At 69.5% G+C, this 19995-nt stretch carries 18 protein-coding genes; 7 read left to right on the top strand and 11 right to left on the bottom strand.

The window, feature by feature from the left end:
* Positions 1 to 26 precede the first annotated feature (26 nt).
* Both H4281_RS24585 and H4281_RS24580 read right to left on the bottom strand, forming a co-directional pair.
* Positions 27 to 1130: a mandelate racemase/muconate lactonizing enzyme family protein gene (locus tag H4281_RS24585; protein WP_182893288.1), complete on the bottom strand. Its 1104-nt coding sequence runs from the start codon at positions 1128 to 1130 to the stop codon at positions 27 to 29.
* Positions 1127 to 2035: a LysR substrate-binding domain-containing protein gene (locus H4281_RS24580; protein WP_182893287.1), complete on the bottom strand. Its 909-nt coding sequence runs from the start codon at positions 2033 to 2035 to the stop codon at positions 1127 to 1129. Before H4281_RS24580 ends, H4281_RS24585 begins: the two co-directional genes overlap by 4 nt.
* 229 nt (positions 2036 to 2264) lie before the next feature.
* Here H4281_RS24580 and benA point away from each other — a divergent pair, with 229 nt between their 5' ends.
* From benA to H4281_RS24560, 4 genes are read left to right on the top strand one after another with little or no spacing between them, the layout of a single operon-like run.
* Positions 2265 to 3635, top strand: a complete 1371-nt coding sequence (gene benA, locus H4281_RS24575; RefSeq protein WP_182893286.1) for a benzoate 1,2-dioxygenase large subunit — start codon at positions 2265 to 2267, stop codon at positions 3633 to 3635.
* Entirely contained in the window at positions 3632 to 4141 is a 510-nt protein-coding gene (gene benB / locus H4281_RS24570) for a benzoate 1,2-dioxygenase small subunit (RefSeq protein WP_182893285.1), read from the top strand. Before benA ends, benB begins: the two co-directional genes overlap by 4 nt.
* A gap of 12 nt (positions 4142 to 4153) precedes the next feature.
* Complete coding sequence (gene benC, locus H4281_RS46305; RefSeq protein ID WP_182893284.1) at positions 4154 to 6649, top strand: benzoate 1,2-dioxygenase electron transfer component BenC; 2496 nt, start codon at positions 4154 to 4156, stop codon at positions 6647 to 6649.
* A gap of 29 nt (positions 6650 to 6678) precedes the next feature.
* Positions 6679 to 9318 carry a LuxR C-terminal-related transcriptional regulator gene (locus H4281_RS24560; RefSeq protein WP_182893283.1) on the top strand — a complete coding sequence of 880 codons (2640 nt, stop codon included), beginning with the start codon at positions 6679 to 6681 and terminating at the stop codon, positions 9316 to 9318.
* A 336-nt stretch (positions 9319 to 9654) separates the two neighbouring features.
* Here H4281_RS24560 and H4281_RS24555 read toward each other — a convergent pair whose 3' ends face one another.
* Entirely contained in the window at positions 9655 to 10572 is a 918-nt protein-coding gene (locus H4281_RS24555; protein WP_182893282.1) for a DUF5829 family protein, read from the bottom strand.
* Positions 10573 to 10783: 211 nt separating this feature from the next.
* Between H4281_RS24555 and H4281_RS24550 the strand changes: the two genes are divergently transcribed.
* Positions 10784 to 11623, top strand: coding sequence for a GH25 family lysozyme (locus H4281_RS24550; RefSeq protein ID WP_220507752.1), 840 nt, complete (start codon positions 10784 to 10786; stop codon positions 11621 to 11623).
* On the opposite strand, the gene H4281_RS24545 is transcribed toward H4281_RS24550, so the two are convergent.
* From H4281_RS24545 to H4281_RS24535, 3 genes are read right to left on the bottom strand one after another with little or no spacing between them, the layout of a single operon-like run.
* Positions 11580 to 12284, bottom strand: a complete 705-nt coding sequence (locus H4281_RS24545; protein WP_182893281.1) for a DUF3159 domain-containing protein — start codon at positions 12282 to 12284, stop codon at positions 11580 to 11582. The two genes, H4281_RS24550 and H4281_RS24545, sit on opposite strands and share 44 nt — an antisense overlap.
* Positions 12281 to 12892 carry a TetR/AcrR family transcriptional regulator gene (locus H4281_RS24540; protein ID WP_182893280.1) on the bottom strand — a complete coding sequence of 204 codons (612 nt, stop codon included), beginning with the start codon at positions 12890 to 12892 and terminating at the stop codon, positions 12281 to 12283. The genes H4281_RS24545 and H4281_RS24540 overlap by 4 nt, the downstream gene beginning before the upstream one ends.
* Positions 12893 to 12930: 38 nt before the next feature.
* Positions 12931 to 13797, bottom strand: coding sequence for a LysR family transcriptional regulator (locus tag H4281_RS24535; protein ID WP_182893279.1), 867 nt, complete (start codon positions 13795 to 13797; stop codon positions 12931 to 12933).
* A 98-nt stretch (positions 13798 to 13895) separates the two neighbouring features.
* Between H4281_RS24535 and H4281_RS24530 the strand changes: the two genes are divergently transcribed.
* On the top strand, positions 13896 to 14255 hold the full coding sequence (locus tag H4281_RS24530; protein WP_182893278.1) for a DUF488 domain-containing protein: 360 nt from the start codon (positions 13896 to 13898) through the stop codon (positions 14253 to 14255).
* On the opposite strand, the gene H4281_RS24525 is transcribed toward H4281_RS24530, so the two are convergent.
* Positions 14250 to 14585, bottom strand: a complete 336-nt coding sequence (locus H4281_RS24525) for a winged helix-turn-helix transcriptional regulator (RefSeq protein ID WP_182893277.1) — start codon at positions 14583 to 14585, stop codon at positions 14250 to 14252. The genes H4281_RS24530 and H4281_RS24525 overlap by 6 nt on opposite strands.
* 80 nt (positions 14586 to 14665) lie before the next feature.
* Here H4281_RS24525 and H4281_RS24520 point away from each other — a divergent pair, with 80 nt between their 5' ends.
* Positions 14666 to 15430, top strand: a complete 765-nt coding sequence (locus H4281_RS24520) for a group II truncated hemoglobin (RefSeq protein WP_182893276.1) — start codon at positions 14666 to 14668, stop codon at positions 15428 to 15430.
* 7 nt (positions 15431 to 15437) lie between these two features.
* Here H4281_RS24520 and H4281_RS24515 read toward each other — a convergent pair whose 3' ends face one another.
* Genes H4281_RS24515 through pstC form a run of 4 tightly spaced genes read right to left on the bottom strand, consistent with a single transcriptional unit; the run spans position 15438 to position 19921 of the window.
* Positions 15438 to 16997: a substrate-binding domain-containing protein gene (locus H4281_RS24515; protein WP_182893275.1), complete on the bottom strand. Its 1560-nt coding sequence runs from the start codon at positions 16995 to 16997 to the stop codon at positions 15438 to 15440.
* 16 nt (positions 16998 to 17013) lie between these two features.
* Complete coding sequence (locus H4281_RS24510) at positions 17014 to 17805, bottom strand: phosphate ABC transporter ATP-binding protein (protein WP_370648214.1); 792 nt, start codon at positions 17803 to 17805, stop codon at positions 17014 to 17016.
* 32 nt (positions 17806 to 17837) lie between these two features.
* A complete protein-coding gene (gene pstA, locus H4281_RS24505; RefSeq protein ID WP_182893273.1) occupies positions 17838 to 18944 on the bottom strand; it encodes a phosphate ABC transporter permease PstA in 1107 nt (368 codons plus the stop codon).
* On the bottom strand, positions 18941 to 19921 hold the full coding sequence (gene pstC, locus H4281_RS24500; RefSeq protein WP_182893272.1) for a phosphate ABC transporter permease subunit PstC: 981 nt from the start codon (positions 19919 to 19921) through the stop codon (positions 18941 to 18943). Before pstC ends, pstA begins: the two co-directional genes overlap by 4 nt.
* Between the last annotated feature and the right edge of the window lie 74 nt (positions 19922 to 19995).

Genomic DNA, 19995 nt, shown 5'->3' with positions numbered 1-19995 from the left:
TCCTTGATCCATCAGGGGTTTCCGGCTCAGCGGTCTTGCCGGTAGTGCCGGAGCTTGCCGGGGTCGAGTTCGGCGCCGAGCCCGGCGCCGGGGCGGATGACCAGTTCGCCGTCCGCGATGCACAGCGGTTCGGCGAGCAGGTCGTCGGTCATGTCGAGAAAGTTGGACAGTTCGCCGGGGCGGCGCGCCGTCAGCTCGTACGACGCTCCGAACGCGACAGTGCACAGTGAACCGATCTGGCCGTCGATCTGGTTGCCCATCACGACTTCCAGCCCGAGCCCGTCCGCGAGGTGGTGCGTGCGCTGCGAACGCGTGAAGCCGGTGCGGGCGGTCTTGATGCTGATCGCGGTGGCCGACCCGCCGAGGATCTCCCGGGTCACGTCGGCCGGGGTCACCGCGGATTCGTCGGCGATGAACGGAATGTCCAGCCGGGACACGAGCCAGCGGCGGCCGAGGACGTCGTCGGCGGGGCACAGCTCCTCGGCGAACAGCAGGTCGAGGTCGGCCATTTCCCGCATCGCGCGGGCGGATTCCGCGGCCGTCCAGCCCCGGTTGCCGTCCACGTACAGGTCGACCTCGGCGCCGAACCGCTCCCGCAACGCGCGAACCACTGCGGTGTCAAGGGAAACCGGACGACGGCCGACCTTCACCTTGAACGTCGTGATGCCGTAGGTGTCGCGAATCCGTTCCGCCTCGGCGACCATCGCGGCAGGCTCGTCGAAGCCGAGCATGTGCGAGACCTTCATGCGGTCGGTGTAGCCGCCGAGCAGTTCGGTGACCGAGACGTCGAGGCTCTGCCCCAGCGCGTCCCAGATCGCCATGTCCAAAGCGGACTTCGCAGCCGGATTGCCGACCGTGCGGGACAGCCGCGCGTGCACGGTCTCGCGTTCGAGCAGGCTCAGGCCCACGACTTGCGGCGCGAACACGGTCTCCAGCACCGCCACGATCCCGGCTTGCGTCTCGCCGTAGGTGAACGGCCGCGGCGGTGCTTCGGCAACACCGACCACGCCGTCGTCGGTGTGCACGCGGACCAGCACATGCTCGGCCGTGTGCACCTCCCCGGACGCGAAACGCAGCGGTTTGCGGTAGGGGATGGCGAACGGGATCGCCTCCACCCGGGTGATCTTCATCGTGTCCTCCCTGACACGGGCACTTCGACGGGGAACAGCTCGCCGAGCGCGTCGAGCACGGCGGGGACCAGTGCCGAGGCCCGGTCGCGGTGCCAGGCGAGCGCGAGCTGGACGGTGGCCGCGCCGGCGAGGTCGCGGAACACGACCCCGGCCAGCGGCAGCGCCCGCGCGGACGCGGGGACGACGCCGACGCCGAGACCGCCGGCGACGAGTGCGAGCAAGACCGCGGTGCCGGCCGCTTCGTGCTCGCGTTGCGGGGTGAAACCGGCGTCGCGGCAACTGCGCAGGACCGCTTCGTTGACGACGGAGTAGCTGGCCGGATAGGTGACGAAAGCTTCGGCGCGCAAATCGCTCATCGCCACGACCGGTTCCACCGCGAGCCGGTGGTCGGCCGGGACGGCGAGCACCAGCGGCTCGGTCTCGATGACGTGCAGGTCGAGGTCGCCGCCGGTGACCGGCGGGCGCAGCACGCCGATGTCGAGTGTGCCGTCGCGCAGCTGTTCGCACTGCTCGCCGGTGAGCAGGTCGGCGTGCACCTCGAGTTCGACCTCGGGCAGCCGGTGCTGCAGCGCGCGGGCCACCTGCGGCAGGTGCGACAGGGCGGCGGTTCCGGTGAAGCCGATCCGGGCGAGCCCGCGGCGGCCGTCGGCGATGCGCCGGGCTCCGCGCGCGCCCGCCTCGACTGCCTCCAGGATCCGCTGGGCCTCGGCCAGGAAGAACCGGCCGGCCGGGGTGACTTGCACCTGCCGCGTCGTGCGGCTCAGCAGCGCGACGCCGAGCTCGTCCTCCAGCTGCCGGATCGCGTGCGAAAGCGCGGGCTGGGCGAGGTGCAGGCGTTCGGCGGCGCGGCCGAAGTGGCAAGTCTCGGCGACGGCGGCGAAGTACCGCAGGTGGCGCAGTTCCATCGGGCTGCCTCCTCACCGGCTCCTCGCGTGGTCTCGCTCACCGTAAGTTCCGGCATTGAGTGAAGACAAGGAGCGGTTTGCGTGCGATTGATAAACGACATCGAATAATCACACCCTAGGTCAGGACTGGGTCTTGCCCTGGTGTGGCCGCCGCCACGGACTGGCACAGTGCGGGAAACGCCCTGCTGGGGAGTCGATCAGTGCAGATCAGAGGCCCGTTGGAGGAGTCATGGCCGAGCCGCATGCCCACGCCGCCGCGATAGTCGCGGACGCGGTGGTGGAGGACCCGGAGGCGGGCGTCTACCGCGCGAACCGCCGGATCTTCACCGACGAGGAGATTTTCGAACTCGAGATGACGCACATCTTCGAGGGCAACTGGATCTACCTCGCGCACGAGAGCCAGCTGCCGAACCTCGGCGACTACTTCACCACCACGATCGGCCGCCAGCCCGTCGTCATCACCCGCGGCAAGGCGGGCGAACTGCACTGCCTGATCAACGCCTGCGCGCATCGCGGAGCGATGATCTGCCGGCGCAAACGCGACAACCGGCCGACGCTGACCTGCCCGTTCCACGGCTGGACCTTCCGCAACGACGGCAAGCTGCTCAAGGTGAAGGACCCGGACGGGGCGGGCTACCCGGATTCGTTCGACACCGACGGCTCGCACGACCTGACGAAGGTCGCCCGCTTCGAGTCCTACCGCGGGTTCTTGTTCGGCAGCCTGAACCCGGATGTGCTGCCGCTGACCGAGCACCTCGGCGACGCCACCAAGGTGATCGACATGCTCGTGGACCAGTCACCGGACGGACTTGAAGTACTGCGCGGGGCGTCCACGTACACCTACGACGGCAACTGGAAGGTCCAGGCGGAGAACGGCGCGGACGGCTACCACGTCACCGCGACGCACTGGAATTACGCGGCCACCACGGCCCGGCGCGACACCGGCGAATCGGCGAACGACACCAAGACCCTCGACGCCGGTTCGTGGGGCAAGTCCGGCGGCGGCTACTGGTCGTTCCCGCACGGGCACCTGTGCCTGTGGACCTGGGCGGGCAATCCGCAGGACCGGCCGCTGTGGCCGCGGATGGCGGAGCTGAAGGAGCGCTACGGCGACGCCAAGGGCGAGTTCATGGTGCGCGGGTCCCGGAACCTGTGCGTGTACCCCAACGTGTACCTGATGGACCAGTTCTCGACGCAGATCCGGCATTTCCGGCCGATCGCGCCGGACAAGACCGAGGTCACCATCTACTGCATCGCGCCGAAGGGCGAAAGCGCCGAATCGCGGGCGTGGCGGATCCGGCAGTACGAGGATTTCTTCAACGCCTCGGGCATGGCGACGCCGGACGACCTGGAGGAATTCCGGTCCTGCCAGCTCACTTTCCGCGCGACGGCCGCGCCATGGAACGACATGAGCCGCGGTGCGCGGCATTGGCTGACCGGGCCGGACGAGGTCGCGTCGTCGCTCGGGCTGGACGGGGTCGTGTCGGCCGGGCAGAAGAACGAGGACGAGGGTCTTTACCCGGTGCAGCACGGGTATTGGCAGGAAACCATGCGCGCGGCGATCGCCCGCGAGCAGGCCGTTCGAGGAGAAGCCCGATGACCGCCGCCGCCGAGAAAACCATCACCCAGCACGACGTCGAACAGTTCCTCTACCGCGAGGCGCGGTATCTGGACGACCGCGAGTTCGAGAAGTGGCTGGAATGCTACGCCGACGACGTCGTGTACTGGATGCCTTCCTGGGGCGACGACGATCTGCTCACCGAGGACCCGCAGCGCGATATCTCGCTGATCTACTACCCGAACAAGGGCGGGCTCGAGGACCGCGTGTTCCGGATCCGCACCGAACGGTCGAGCGCGACGTCCATTCCGGAACCGCGGACCAGCCACAACATCTCGAATGTCGAGCTGATCGAGCGGCACGGCGATCTGGTGGACGTGCGGTTCAACTGGCACACGATGTACTTCCGGTACAACACGGTCGATCCGTATTACGGGACCTCGTTCTGCACCATCGATTTCTCCGGGCCGTCGCCGCTGATCCGGCGAAAGACGGTGGTGCTCAAGAACGACTACATCCACCACGTCGTCGACGTGTACCACTTCTGAGCGGAGGCGGTCATGAACCACCGGATCGCTCTGTCCTTTGAGGACGGTGTCACTCGCTTCGTCACCTGCGCGCCGGAGCAGACTGTCGCGGACGCGTCGTACCGGCAGCGCATCAACATCCCGCTCGACTGCCGCGACGGCGCGTGCGGAACCTGCAAGGCGTTCTGCGAATCGGGGGAGTACGAGGGCGGGTCTTATCTCGAAGACGCGTTGAGCGCGGACGAGGCGGAGCGCGGTTATGTGCTGCCGTGCAGCATGAAGCCGAAATCCGATCTGGTGTTGCAGATCGCGAGCACGTCGGCGGTCGCGAAGACGCAGGCCGCCGAACATCACGGGACTCTTGTCGCGCTGGACCGGCTTTCGCCGACGACGATGTCGCTCACCGTCGAGATCCGCGACCGGGACCGGCTCGCGTTTCTTCCTGGGCAGTACGTGAACATCACTGTTCCGGGCACCGAGGTGACGCGGTCGTACTCGTTCAGCAACGCGCCCGAGGACGAGCGGCTGACCTTCCTGGTGAAGCTCTCGCCGGGCGGCGTCATGTCGGATTACCTGACTGGGCGGGCGAAATCCGGCGACGAGCTGACGTTCACCGGACCGCACGGGAGTTTCTTCCTGCGCGAGACGGACCGGCCGGTGCTGCTGCTGGCCGGAGGCACCGGACTCGCGCCGATTCTGTCCATTGTGCGCACCATGCGTGATTCCGGCGTGGCCAGGCCCGCGCATCTCGTGTACGGCGTGAGCACCGACGACGACCTGGTCGAGACGGCGACACTGGAGAAGCTCGCGGCGGAGGTTCCCGGGCTGACCTGGGATTACTGCGTGTCCGATCCGGGGAGCGCCGCGCCGAACAAGGGCTATGTGACCACGCTGATCCGGGACGAGCACCTGCACGGCGGGGATGTCGCGGTGTACTTGTGCGGCCCGCCGCCGATGGTGGAGGCGGTGCGTGGGCACTTCGCGTCGGCTGGGTTCGAGCCGACCGGGTTCTACTACGAGAAGTTCGCGCTGGCGGCGCCAGTTCGGGCTCCTGAGATCCCAGTCGAGCCGGTTGCCGTGGCGCCGCCCGAGCCCGAGCCCGAGCCGGAGCTGGAGTTCGGCGCGGGCCGCGTGCTGGCCGGGCAGGAGCTGTTCCCGACGGTCGAACTGGCCCCGCTGCGGGCCGGAGCGGTGTTGTCCGCGGCGGAAGAGGCGCGGGTCGCCCGCACGATCGCGGGCCAGGAAATGCTGCCCGCGGCCGACGAAACGCCGGGCGAGTACGAAATCGGCGAGGAACACCCGTCGGTGCACGAATCGGACGCGGTTTTCGAGGCCCGGCAGGCCCTCGAACTGGGTGCGCTCGAACTGACCATCGGACGGCTCACCTCGGGCCAGCTCGCCGGGTACCGGCTGCTCGCCGAGTCGACAGTGCCCTATGTGGACGGTGACCGGTTCCTGGACGCCGCGGCCTACACCGAAACCAACGCGGCGTTCCACGACTACCTGTTCACGCTCACCGGCAACGAGCATCTCTTGCAGGCATATCAGGCGCTCGGCGTGAAAGGCCACATGGCCGAAACGCTGCGCAACGCGACCTGGTGCCATCCGCGTTGCACGCAAGACCACCTCGACCTGGTCGCCGCGTTCGAGTCCGGGGACCGGGCGGCCGCGCGACGGCTGGTCGCCGAGCACGCGGAACGGTCGAAGGTCACCACCCGGCGGGCGATGGGCGGCGCGGCGGCGGGACCGAAATTCCTGTCGCCAGGACGGTTCGCGGGCAAGGTCGTGGTGGTCACCGGCGCCGCGCAAGGGATCGGCGAGGCGACGGCCCGGCGGATCGCCGCGGAGGGCGGCGCGCTGGTGCTCGCCGACCGGTCCGGCCTGGTCAGCGGCCTCGCCGACGAGCTGCCCGAGGCCGCCGCGGTCGTCGCCGACCTGGAGACCTGGGCGGGCGCGCAGGCGGTCGCGGAGGCGGCGCTGGCCCGGTTCGGCCGGATCGACGTGCTGGTCAACAACGTCGGCGGCGCGCTGCGGTTCAAGCCGTTCACCGAGTTCGGCCCGGACGAGATCGAGGCCGAACTCCGCCGGTCCTTGCTGACCGCGCTGTTCTCCTGCCGGGCCGCGCTGCCGTCGATGGCGCAGCGGGGCGGCGGGGTGATCGTGAACGTGTCGTCGGCGGCCACCCGCGGCATCCACCGGATCCCGTATTCGGCGGCGAAGGGCGGGATCAACGCGCTGACCGCGTCGCTGGCGTTCGAGTACGCCGACGCGGGCGTCCGCGTGGTCGCGACCGCGCCGGGCGGCACCGAGGCCCCGCCGCGGCGGATCCCGCGCGGCGGCCCCGATCCGGCCACTGACCAGGAACGGGAGTGGTTCCAGGCGCACATCGACCAGACTGTCGGGTCGTCATTGCTGAAGCGGTACGGCACCCTGGACGAGCAGGCCGCGGCGATCGCGTTCCTGGCCTCGGACGAGGCCTCGTACGTCACCGGCACCGTCCTGCCCGTCGCCGGGGGCGATCCCGGCTGACGGAGGCATTCGGCGAAGCGGGGAGGACCGTGACGACAGCGGCGGAGGAGCTGGCCGGCCTGCTGTCCCTGGCGGGACGCGCGGTGCTGCTGTGCGGTCCCGCCGGATGCGGGCGCACCACGCTGGCGCGCCGCGCCGCCGACGCGTTCCCCGGGCCGGTGCTCCGGGCGACCGCGGCCGAATGGGAAAGCGACAGCGCGTTCGCCGTGCTGCGGCAGCTGTTCCCGGAGTTGTCGGCCGACGGCGGCCCGCTGCCGCTCGCGGGACGGATCGCGGCGGAGCTGGTGCCGGGGACGTTGCTGGTGATCGACGACGCGCAACTGGCCGATGTGGACTCCGTGCGGACACTGTCGTCACTGCTGCGGCACCATCCGGCGGCGCGGGCGACGGTGCTGCTCACTGTCGCGACCGGCGATTCTCGTGCTCGCGCGGACGTTCTGGAGCTGCTCGCCCGGATGTCCGGCGACGAGGTGCGCGTGCCGCCGCTGGACGCCGCGGAAGTGTCCGAACTGGCCTCGGCGCGCGGCATCGCCTTGCATCCGACGATGGCCGAACGGCTGTGCCGCCACACTCTTGGCCGGCCGCGGTACGTGGTGCAGCTGCTGACTGAGGTGCCCCGGGCCACCTGGGCCGGGTTCGATCCGAATCTTCCCGCACCGGCCGCGGTTGCCGCTTCGGTCCGCGAACGCATCTCGAGGCTTTCCCCCGCGGCGGAACGGTTTGTCGCGGCGGTTGCGGTGCTGGGCGCTGGTGCGGCGGTGCGGTCGGCGGCGTCGCTGGCCGATCTCGACGGGGATCCGTTGCCGGTGCTGGACGAGGCGTGCGCGGCGCGGTTGGTCGAACTCGCGCCGCGCGGGCTCGCGGAGGTGGGGCCGCCGGATCCGATGGTCCGGGCGGCTGTGCTCGCGGGGCTGGGGCCGCAGCGGCGGTCGAAGCTGCAGCGGAGGGCGGCGGAGCTGGTCGAGGATCCGGCGCGGAGTTTGCGGTTGCTGGTGGCGGCCAGTCCGGTGCCGGACGCGGGCGTCGCGGATCGGCTTGACGCGTTGGCGGTCGAGCGGGCCGCGGCGGGGGCGTGGGGGACGGCTGCGGTGCTGCTCAACGACGCTGGGCGGCTCACTGAGGACGCCGAGCTGCGTCAGGCGCGGATCACCCGCGCGGTCGATGCGTTGATCGGTGCCGGCGATGTGTTTCGGGCGGCTGCGCTTGCTCCGGAAGTCGAGAGTGTGCGCGAGACGCCGTTGCGGGACGCGGTGCTGGGCTATCTCGCAGTGGTGCGCGGTCGGGCTGCTGAAGCTGGCGGACGGTTGAGCCGGGCTTGGGATATCGTCAACGCCGCGCGGGATCCGGAGACGGCCGCGTTGATATGTCAGCGGTATGTGCTGGACGCGCTGTGCCGGTACTCCGCGGAGGATCTCGTGCGGTGGGCGGACCGGGCTCTTGAACTAGCTGTACCGGAGACCCCGGCCGCGGTGGAGGCGGCGGCGATCCGGGGGCTGGGGCTTGCCGCGTCCGGGCGGGCCAAGCAGGCTCGGCGGGATTACGGGCAGCTGGCCGAGCGGATCCGGCATGGCGCGCAGGCGCAGCGGATCGTGATGGCACGGGGATGGCTGAACCTGCTCACGGATCGGATCGACGACGCCCGGGTGGATCTGGAAAGCGCTGTGCCCACTAGTTATCTGGGCGGTTCGGCGCGGATTTCCTTGTGGGCGCAGGCTTGGCTGGCGCGGACGTTGTTCCTGAGCGGGGAATGGGACGACGCGTTGCGGGTGGTCCGGGAAGCGCTCGTCTTGGTGGACCGGACGGGGATTGTGATCACCGCGCCGTTGCTGCGGTGGACCTCGGCCGCGGTGCACGCGTTGCGCGGGGACCAAGGGCGGGCGGAGGAGGCGTTGCTGGCTTGTGCTTCCGGGCCGCAGGATTACGAGATCATGCGGGTTCCTGCGTTGCTGGCGCGGGCGCAGGTCGCTGAGGCCGCCGCGGATTCCGCCGGGGTGTTGCGGGCGTTGCATCCCTTGACGCGGTTGTCGTTGCCGACTTCGGTGGACGAGCCGGGGCATTGGCCCTGGCATGATCTGTACGCGCATGCCTTGGTCCTTAGCGGACGGCCGGAGGAGGCGGATGTCTTTTTGGCTCCGCATGAGCGGGCTGCCGGGAAGCGGGAGCATGCTTCGGCGCGGGCTCGTCTCGCTGCTGCGCGCGGACGGTTGCTGGGGGCGCGGAATGATCATGTGGGTGCGGTGGCGGCGTTTGACGCTGCGCTGGAGATGATCGGGGCGTTGCCGTTGCGGTACGACCAAGCTCGGATCGCGTTCGCTTATGGACAGACGTTGCGGAGGCTGGGGCGGCGGGCTCGGGCGGATACGCAGCTGGTCGCTGCTCGGGATGGGTTCGCTTCCATGGGGGCGGTTGCTTATGTGGCTCGGTGTGAACGGGAGTTGCGGGCTGGGGGCGTGCATTTGCCGCGGGGCGGGGCGGATTCTTTGACGCCCCAGGAGGAGGCGGTGGCGCGGATGGTGGCTCGGGGGCAGTCGAATCGGGAGGTGGCTGCGGAGTTGTTCTTGTCGGTGAAGACTGTGCAGTATCACTTGACGCGGATATACGCGAAGTTGGGGATTCGGGGGCGGACTGAGTTGGCGGTGTTGCGGTCTGGGGAGGACGGGGAGGGGTGACTGCTCGTCGCCTGGCGGCGACATCGGCCCGGTCTTGGGTTGCGTGGGGCACCCCGTTAGCCCATTGTGCTGACGGTTCGGGGGTGCTTGTCAAGGCGGGAAAGATGCCTTGACAAGCACCCCCGAACCGCAGGGCGGCTTCGTATCGGGGTTGGGGGAGGGCTGGGTGCCTCGATGGTTGGGTGCACTGGCTGCGGTGTCGTAGGGGGTGGGGCTAGCGCCCCAATGTGGCATTGGGTGCGTCAGATGCACCCAATGTGGCGTTCGGTGCGTGGGATGCACCCAATGCCACATTGGGGGCGCATTCGTGGCGGCGGGGGTCCCTCACAGACTTGGTCAGGTGTGGATGGTGAAGGTCCAGCGGGCGTGGGCGCCTGGGCCGACGGTAAGGGTGGAGTGGCCTAGGCGTTCGACGTGCTTCGTTCCGGTGGGGGAGTTCAGGGCGAAGTCGAGTTGTCGCAGGCCGACTTGGTCTGCGGGGACCGTGTCGAAGCGGATGGTGGTCATGCCGTCTGAGGCGAGGGCGCCGGTGGGGAACTGACGTACGGTCATTCCTCCGGCGCGCAGCAGGGGCAGGGTGTTGGCCAGGTCGCGTGCGGTGATGCCCAGGCGGACGCCGGTGACGTCGCGCATCTGGTGGTCGCGGTAGTCGTCCGGCAGGTAGCGGTTGCGGCTGATGTCGCCAGGATATTGGGCCGGGCCGGTGTTGCTGCGCGGGTCGGCGAAGTACTCCTCGCGGTACTCCATGCCCCAGGCGCCGAAGGTGTCGTACTGGTCGGTGGTGAAGACTCCGTTGAACCACGGGACCGGCTTGCCGTCGCCGAAGTCCCGGGTCTGCAGGAATTCCAGCGGGTTCGCGATGCCGGCGTCGTGCAGGTGCTGGACCACTGTGGACAGTTGGCCGGTGTGTTCGACCGAGACTCCCAGGCCCGCCGAACCGAGGTCGCCGTCCTTGCCGGGGACGTCGCCGACACCGAAGAGTTCCACGTAGGTTTCCCGGCCCATCAGGTAGCGGCCGGTCCACTTTTCGCCGCCCGCGCCGGTGGTGGTGCGGACCTGGAAGTTCGCGAAGTCCTTGAGGTAGGACGAATGCTCGATGGCGTCGGCGGTCTCGCGGTCGAGGACGCCGTAGCCGTGGTTGAAGTGCAGCAGAGTCGGTTCGCCTGCTTCCGCGGTGCCAGTGCCGGTCGCGGCCAGGGACAGGAGGACGGCCAGAAGCTGGAGGAGCGTCCGGGTTCTTCGAGGTTTCGACATGGCCGAGGAGAGTAAGGCGGCGGCGGCCGGCCGGCGGCGTTTTCCCGGAACTCGACCGCAACGGCCTACTGAGAATGTCTTTCCCGTTGTCCGGTCAAGTGGAAATTAGTTCACTTGGAGCAGTGACAGTGCATCACATTTAGTAACAGAATCAGGTCCTCGTGCCACCTGATCGGGTGGCACGTCGCGAGGGCATCCGAAAGGACCTGTCATGACGACTCACCACTGGGGACCCGCCGGGAGGGCGCGCCGCCGCCTGACCGGTGCGGTGCTCGCCGCGGCTGCCGCCCTGCTCGTGGCGACCGCGTCGAACGCCTCGGCTGCACCTGCCGCAGCCGCGAGCACTTCGACCGAGACTCCGGACAACCATCAGATGGGCGCCTCCATCCGGGCGCACGAGCCCGGCGGCACGGCGGTCGCGCCCGCGTCGGTCGAGACCACCACGGCGGGCATCGACGTGAGCAGCTACCAGGGCGCGGTCGACTGGCAGTCCTATTGGAACCAGGGCAAGCGGTTCGCCTACGTGAAGGCGACCGAGGGCACCGGCTACCAGAACCCGGACTTCACCCAGCAGTACAACGGCTCGTACAACGTCGGCATGATCCGCGGCGCGTACCACTACGGCCGGCCCGATCTGTCCGGCGGCGCGGCGCAGGCCGACTACTTCGTCGCGCACGGCGGCGGCTGGTCGAAGGACGGCAAGACCCTGCCCGGCACGCTCGACATCGAATGGGGGCCCAGCTCCGCCTGCTACGGGCTGAGCCAGTCCGCGATGGTGTCGTGGATCAAGGCCTTCAGCGACGAGTACCACGTGAAGACGTCGCGCTGGCCGGTGATCTACACGGCCACCAGCTGGTGGACCCAGTGCACCGGCAACAAGGGCGACTTCAGCTCGACCAACCCGCTGTGGGTGGCGGCGTACTCGTCGTCGCCGGGTGCGCTGCCCTACAACTGGGGTTTCTACACCTTCTGGCAGTACACCTCGACGCCGCTCGACCAGGACTACTTCAGCGCGGGCATCGACCGGCTGAAGGTGCTGGCCACCGGCTGACCCGGACCTGTCCGGGAGCCCGGTCCGGCCGGGCTCCCGGACGGGGCCGCGCCCAGGCGAGGACCGCCAGCCCGGCCAGCGTGCCCGGCAGTCCGGTCGCGACTTTCGCCGCGACCAGCCAGGCGTTGCCCGGGTCGAGGCTGAGCAGCCCGGTCACGGCCGCCCGGACGAGGAACCCCGCGGCGAGGAGCACGGTCGCGACCGCGAACCGGCGGCGGGCGGCGCGGCCGGTCCCGCCGCGCCCGACCGCCGCCCAGCCGATCCCGACGAGCGGCCGCCGGACGAGGACCGACCCGGTCAGCACCAGCGCGGCCAGCAGGTACCAGGCGAGGTCGGGCAGGAAGAGCCCGCCGCCCGAGCCGGTCTGCCAGGCGATGACCCCGGCGATGCCGACGCCGGCCAGGCCGCCGAACGCCGGCCCCTTCGGATCCCCGCGCCGGATCCGGACCGCCGCGAGCACAGCGGCGAGGACGGCTGCGGCGCCGACAGCGATTCCCGTGCCGGCGAAAGCGTTGAGCGGCGCGAGAACCGCCGAGGGGATCGCGGACAGCACGATCCCGGCAGGCGTGTCGATCCGCGGCCGGCGGCTCCCGGCCGGTCGCTCCTCGCCGGACCGCAGCGCCGCGCGATTCGCTTCGCTGCCAGGAAAACGCCATCTCATTTCATCGCTCCCGACACTGACCTGGCCGCTTGGTCCGGATCGTCGCCGTACCCGATCGCCAGCCGCACCACCAGATCCGCCAGCGCCGCTCGCCCCGCGGCCTCCGGCAACGCGCCGCTGAGCACCATCGTCGCCAGCCCGTGCTGTGTGCTCCACAGCTGGGCAGCGCCCATCTCCGTTTGCTCCGCGGACACCCCGGGAAACCGGCCGGTCTCCACGGCCCTGGCGAAAATCTTCCGCAGCAGCAAGAAACACGCCTCGCCCGCGCGGTCGTCGTCCAGCGGACGGTCGACGAACATCGCCCGGTACAGGTGCGGTTCGGCCATCCCGAACCGGAAAAACGCCGCCGCCGCGCCGGCGAGGGCCGCCACCGGGTCTTGGGCGGGCGGGTCCATCGTCTCTTCGAGCCGGCGGAAGCCCTCCAGCCGCACCTCCCGGCGCAGCTGTTCGACGCTGCCGAAATACGTGTACACCGCTGTCGTCGACACGCCAAGTTCGCGGGCCAGCCGCCGGGTCGACAAGGCCGGGCCGCCTTCTTCGGCCAGCACCTGGGCGGCCGTCGCCAGAAGGCTCTCGCGAAGCGCGGTGTCGCGTTGTCTCGGGCTCACGCCAGGATAGTAATACGGTGTTGCGTAACGGTGCAATGCTAAAACTCGGCCAGCGCCTCCATGACCGCACCGACGATCCGCCGGGTCTGCGGCTGGCATGCCGCCCAGGTCGTCAGCGGGACGCTCGGCTCGACCAGTTCGCTCCAGAACCAGCCCGGCAGCATCCGGTTCGCGCTGGGCCTGCTGAGCAGCACCGCGTCCGCCTCGACTGCCTCCGCGCAGGCCAGCGCGTTCTCGTTGAACCGTGCGAGCCGCCAGTTCGGCGACACGCCGAGCCCGTGCGCCGCGGCGAGCATCTGGTCGTGCCCGGCCGGGACCTGCGCGCGCGAGTGGGCCAGCACCCGGACGTCGTCGAGATCCCGCAACCGGCACTTCGCCCGCCCGAAAAGCTCGTGACCAGGCCGGACCGCGACGCCGAACGGATGCTCGAACAACAGCCGCCCGTGCAGCGTCGACGGCGGGTTCTGGTGGACCAGCCCGATGTCGATGCGTCCCTCGCTGAGCATCCGCAGCTGCTCGGTGCTGCTGGCGTCCAAAAACGACAGTGCGGCGTCCGGCACCTGACGGCGGATCTCCGCCAGCGCCGCGAGCACCCAGTCCTGCGGAATCCCCGGCGGCAACGCGATCTCGACCTGTTCCTTGACCGGAGCCGCGGACCGTGTGACCTCCCGTGTCGCGTCCGCGAGCCGCAGCAGTTGCCGCGCGTGCTCGTGCAACGCCCGCCCGGCGACCGTCGCCTGCACGCCAGTCGGCACCCGGTCGAACAGCGGCGTCCCGAGTTCGCGTTCGAGCACCCGGATCTGCCGGGTCAGCGCGGGCTGCGACATCACCAGCAACCCGGCCGCCCGGCTGATCGACCCCTCGGTGAACACGGCGACGAAGTACCGCAGCTGACGCAGTTCCATACCCTGGGGTTATACCCCCTTCGTTTGCACCGCGGCGGCGACCGGCGGACGCTGGGCGGAGACGGGAGCCCCCGACACCGGAAGGAGCCGCTGTCCCGATGAGCAAACGCCGAGTCCAGGTACGCCGGGTCTACGACGCCCCGGAATCCGCCGACGGCGCACGGGTCCTGGTCGACCGCCTGTGGCCGCGCGGGCTGCGCAAGGACCGCGCCCATCTGGACGACTGGCTGAAGCAGATCTCCCCGTCGACGGAACTGCGCAAGTGGTACTCCCACGACCCGGACCGCTACGACGAATTCGCCGAACGGTACCGGTCGGAACTGGAAGAGCCGGAGCGCGCGGAAGCGCTGGACCAGTTGCGTGCGCTGGCCAAGGAGGGTCCGTTGACGTTGCTGACCGCGACTAAACGCAGCGACATCAGCGAAGCGGCGGTATTGGCTGACATTCTCCAGTCATGAACTGCCGACCGAGATGCCGTTGCGTTCGGCATATCGGCTGCCCCATTCGTACAACGCGGTCAGCGCCGGGCGCAGCTCGTCGCCTTCCGGGGTCAGCCGGTACTCGACCGTCGGCACCCGGCCGTCGACCTCGGTCCGGTCCACCAGTCCGGCCGCGGCCAGCTCGCGCAGCTGCTCGGTGAGCATCTTCTCGGTGATCGACGGAATGGCCCGGCGCAGCTGGCCGTAACGGTGCGGGCCTTCCTTGAGCCGCGCCAGGATCACCGGCTTCCACTTACCGCCCATGACGTCGACGGCCAGTTCGACCGCACAGGAGTAGCGCGCTTTCATCCCTCCATCATCGCCCGCCGCGGCTACGCACCGGCAAGTGCGTACTAGGCGGCCGGCCCGGTGCGTGCTTGGGTGGTCCGGTGATCATCGAGTACATCCGGTACCGCGTCCCGGACGGCGGCCGCGCGGACTTCGAAGCCGCCTATCGACGCGCGGCCCGGTCGCTCGCCGCGGCGGAACAGTGTCACGACTACGAACTCTCGCACGCCGTCGACGAGCCGGGCAGCTACGTCCTGCGCATCGTCTGGACTTCTGCCGAGGCCCACCTCCAGGGCTTTCGCGGCGGACCGCATTTCGCCGCGTTCTTCGCCGAGATCCGGCCCTATGTCGAGCAGATCGAGGAGATGCGGCATTACGAGCGCACCGAGGTGGCCGGTTCCGGCGGCGCGGTGCCGACGCTCTACGAATGGGCAGGCGGAGCGGCGGCGCTCGCCAAGCTGACCGAGGCGTTCTACGCGAAGGTGTCCGCGGACGACCTGCTCGCCGAGGTGTTCGCCGGGATGAGCCCCGAGCACCCCGCGCACGTGGCGATCTGGCTCGGCGAGGTATTCGGCGGCCCGGCCGCGTACACCGACCGGCACGGCGGGCACGCGCACATGATCTCCAGGCACGCCGGCCGGGCGATCACCGAGCCGCAGCGGCGCCGGTGGGTTTCGCTGCTGCTGGCCACCGCGGACGAGGTCGGGCTGCCTGCCGACCCGGAGTTCCGCGCCGCGCTCGCGGGATACTTGGAATGGGGCAGCAGGCTCGCGGTGGTGTTCTCCGCCCCGGACGCCGGGCCGGCGGCCGACCAGCCGGTGCCCCGTTGGGGCTGGGGCTCGGCTCCTCCGTGGACCGGCACCTGAATCCGCGCTATTCGGTCCGCCGAAACCGTCGGACAATTCCGCGCACCACCAACGGGACGCAGATCGCCGCGAACAACACCAGTGCCGCCCATGCGCCGAATCCGCCGAGTCCGCTGCCTTGGTATGCGGCGGGTTCGGCATTGCGCCAATCCCGCGATCCGCCATTCGCCTCCGACGCATCCGGCCCGTTCGAAGACGACGCTCCTGGCCCATTCGACGCCTGCGCACCGGCTGAAGACTTGGGGCCTTCCTTCGCGCCAGCCTTGGGGCCGCCACCATTCCCGGGGTGGGTCAGCGCGTCCACTCCGCCCATGGCGGCGAAGGGATCTTGCGGTGCGGTAGCCCCGGCTCCGAGGCTGCCTCGGAACGTCGGATTGGCGCAGTTGCCGGCATTGAGCTGCTTGGCCGGCCGCCCGGTGAGCCGGGCATTGGCGTTCATCATCTCCTGCGACAAGTTCGGCGGCAGCGGTGAATACCCGATTCGCGCCATGTTGATCTGCCCGTCGCAAGCGACATGTTCGATGAACGCGGTCATGGTGTCCGCCTTGGCTCCGTCCGGATACCCGCCCTTGCAGGTGTCCCGGCCGGCTCCGCATGGCGTCATCAGATACGAGTAAGCCGAAATGGGGTAAGCGGACGGATCCGGATTGGCGTAGACCCCGGACAGTTCCTGGCTGAGGTCTGGTCGCAGGTTGGCTTTGGTCAGTGCTGCCGCGATATTGGCCGCGTACGGCAGCGTGTACTTTCCGGCCTGGTTTTCCACCCACGCGGTCGGCGCGTTGTACTTCTTCGCATACCCGAACTCGTCATACCCGATGGAAAACGGGACGCTGCCGTTCGCCAGGGTCTGCGCGATCTGGTCGGAGTCGGCGAACAGCCGGTAAAAGTCCGCGTCCGGACCGCGGGTGGGCAGTTGGATCGGCCGGACCCCGGACGGCAGCGGGCCGATCCCCTTGTCGACATTCCGGGCGATGAAGGCACCGTACGGTCCGGGCGCGACGTGCGCCACGAAGTCGTAGAACAACGCTGTGGTGCCGGACTGTCCGCTGCGGCCCACCAGGGTGATCGGCTGATCCGGCAGGGCGAAGCCGCCGTTCGTCGCGCTGATCGCCGGATCGCTCCAGCGCGTGATCTGCCGCGCGAAGATGCGGGCGACCACATCGCGGGTCAGATGGAGGGTGTCGACCCGGCGTCCGCCGGCGTCGGTGACGTTGTACATCACCGCCACCGCGCCCGCGACGTCCGGAACATATTGGTACCCGCGCTGTTTCGCGGTCGCACCGCCGCCCCCGGCCGCCTCCAGCGAGCTGACTTCGGCTTCGGTGCCGGCGAAGTCGACGGTGTGGTCGCCGTATTGATTGACTCCGGCGGGGGAGCCGAGTGCGCTGTAATTGACCGGGATGCCGCGCGAATTGGCGCCGTTCTGCCAGTCGCTCATCGCGAGTCCGACGTAGGTGGACCCGGATCCGTTGACCTGGCTGAACGCCTCCGCGGCGGGAGCGAGCAAAACCTGGCAAGCCAGCAGCGCCGCCGCGCCGCCGAGGCCGAGCCGTCTCGTGCGATGCATCAAGAAACTCCCCAGTTCAGCCGAAACGGCCGTGCACGTAATCGTGCGTGCGGCTGTCTTCCGGATTCTCGAAGATCTGCTCAGTCGACCCGTGCTCGACCACTCGGCCGGGCTCGTTCTCTCCGGCGAGGAAGAACGCACAATGGTGCGAAACCCGTTGCGCCTGCTGCATGTTGTGCGTGACGATGACGACGGTCACCTCGTCGGAGATTTCCACGATCGTCTGCTCGATCCGCCGCGTGGACGTCGGGTCGAGGGCTGAGCACGGCTCGTCCATCAGCAGCACGTTCGGCTGCACCGCGAGCGAGCGCGCGATGCACAGCCGCTGCTGCTGCCCGCCGGACAGCGCGCCGCCGGGGGAGTTCAGCCGGTCCCGGACCTCGCGCCACAGCCCGGCCCGCTCGAGGCTTTGCTCGACCAGCCCGTCCTTGTCCGCGCATTTGACGCCGGCGAGCTTGAGCCCGGCGAGGACGTTGTCGCGAATGGACATCGCCGGGAACGGGTTGGGCTTCTGGAACACCATCCCGATCCGCAGCCTGGCGTGCTGCGCGCGGGTGCCCTCGGCGTAGATGTCGTCGCCGTCCAGCAGGACCTCCCCGGCCAGGCTCGCCGCGGCGACCAGTTCGTGCATCCGGTTGAGGATGCGCAGGAACGTCGATTTGCCGCAGCCGGACGGGCCGATCAGCGCGGTCACCTCGTTGGCGGGCATCGCGAGGGTGACGTCCTCGAGCACGAGCCGGTCGCCGAACCAGGCGTGCACGCCGCGCGCCTCCAGCGTCGCCGCGCCCGGGGGCGGCCCGCCGAGCACCCGGACGGGTTCGCGGGCTTCGAGAGTTTCGGTCACCGGGCACTCCTGGGTTTCGTGCGGCGCGCCGACCAGCGTGTGCGGCCGATCAGCCGGGTCAGGGCGAACAGCGCGAAGATCAGCAGGATCAGCACCAGCGCGCCGATGTACCCGCGTTCCTGCGCCGAGGCGAGCGGTTCCTTGATGTAGCGGTAAACGAAGCGGGGCAAGCTTTCCTGCGGCTCGCTGAACGGGTTGTAGTTCATCGAAAGCGTGCCGAAGGACGTGAACAGCAGCGGCGCGGTTTCCCCGACCACTCGTGCGATGCCGAGGATGATCGCGGTGCTCACCCCGGTGCGCGCGGTCGGCAGCACCACCGACCAGACCGTGCGGGCGCGGCTGGCGCCAAGGGCGAGTGACGCCTCGCGCAGGCCGTCCGGCACCAGGCGGAGCACGACGTCGACGGTGCGGGTGACGGTGGGCAGCATGATCATCGTCAACGCGAGCGTCGCCATGAACCCCGAGAAACCGAGCTGCGCGGGCGGCAGAATCAGCGCCGCGTAGACGAAAAGCCCGGCGACCACCGACGGCAAACCGCTCATGGCGTCGACGAAAATCCGCACCGGACGGCGGAACCGCGACCGCGTTTCGTTCAGGAACACCGCGGTGAGCACGCCGAGGGGAACGACGAACACGAGCGCGAGCGCCGTCTGTTCCAACGTGCCGACGATCGCGTGCAGGCCGCCGGTCGCCGTCGCCGGATCGGTCGGCGCGACGGCGGACATGTCGTGCCCGAAGAAGGCCAGCCGCAGGCTTGGCACGCCCTTGACGACGATGTAGCCAAGCAGGAACAGCAACGGGATCAGCAGGCCGACCGCGCCGCTCACCACGACCGCGGACACCAGTTTGTCGAACGCGGCGAGCCGGCCGAGCCGGTCGCGGGTGACGAGGTAGAGCATGCCGAGGTACAGCAGATACGCCACGACGAGGTCGGCGAGCCAGCCCGGCGACACCAGCAGCTGGTGCATCACGAACCAGGTCAGCAGCGTCGCCGACACCGCACAGCCGAGCGCCACGAGCCGGTCCTGCGGGGTGGTCGCGGACGTCCGGCGGCGCACCGGGGCCGGACGCGCTTGCTCGACGCGAATCTCGGTGGCGGTCACGCGTCGACCCCCGCTCCGGAACGGCTGCGGGAAATGATCACCGACGCGGTGAAGTTCGTCGCCAGCGTGAACGCGAACAACACCAGCCCGGCCGCCATCAACCCGCTCAGCGCGGGCCCGGACTGCCCGGCGTTGTTGGCGACGAACCCGGAGATGGTCGCGCCGCCGAACTCCAGCAGATGCGTCGTCAACTCCGGAACCTGGGGCAGCAGAAGGGAAACCGCGATCGTCTCGCCGAGCGCGCGGCCGAGCCCGAGCATCGAGCCGCCGACGATCCCGCCGCGGCCGAACGGCAGCACGACGGTCCGCACCATGCCCCAGCGCGTGCTGCCCAGCGCGAGCGCCGCTTCCTTTTCGCCAGGCGGGGTCTGGGTGAACACCTCGCGGATGACCGACGTCGTGATCGGGATGACCATCAGCGACACCACGAGCCCCGCGACGAACATCGAATTGAACAGCACCGCGCCCGGTTTCGTCTCGAACAACGGGAACCAGCCGAGATTGCCGGTCAGCCACTGCGACAACGGGGTGATGTACGGGCGCAGGAAGCTGAATCCCCAGAGCCCGTAGAGCAAACTGGGAATCGCGGCGAGCAGGTCGACCAGTCCGGTCAGGAACCCGCGCACCCGCGGACTCGCGTAGTCGCTGATGAACAACGCGGCCAGCACGGAGAACGGCACCGCGACGGCGACCGCGATCAGCGCGACCACCACCGTGCCGTACAGCAGGCCGAGCACGCCGAAGTGCCCGGACGCCGGGTCGAACTGGATCGTGGTGAAGAAGCCGAAACCGCTGGCCTCGAACGCGGGAACGGACCGGTAGACGAGGAAAAAGCCGATCACGATCAAGAGTGCGAGCACCGAAAGCCCGGCCCCGCTCGTGACGCGGCGGAAGAGCCGATCGGCACGGGAGGGCAGATCGGCGAGGACGAGACGATCCGGAGGCGCGGGGACGGAAGCTGAGGACGAGACGGTCACGGCAGCGAGTATCGCGACCCGGCAGCGGGGAAAGTTGGCTGGACAGCGAAGGCCCGACGGCGCGTTCGTGAACC

Source organism: Amycolatopsis dendrobii (genome assembly GCF_014145675.1).
GTDB classification, from domain to species: domain Bacteria; phylum Actinomycetota; class Actinomycetes; order Mycobacteriales; family Pseudonocardiaceae; genus Amycolatopsis; species Amycolatopsis dendrobii.
This window is presented reverse-complemented; position numbering and strand designations above follow the sequence as displayed.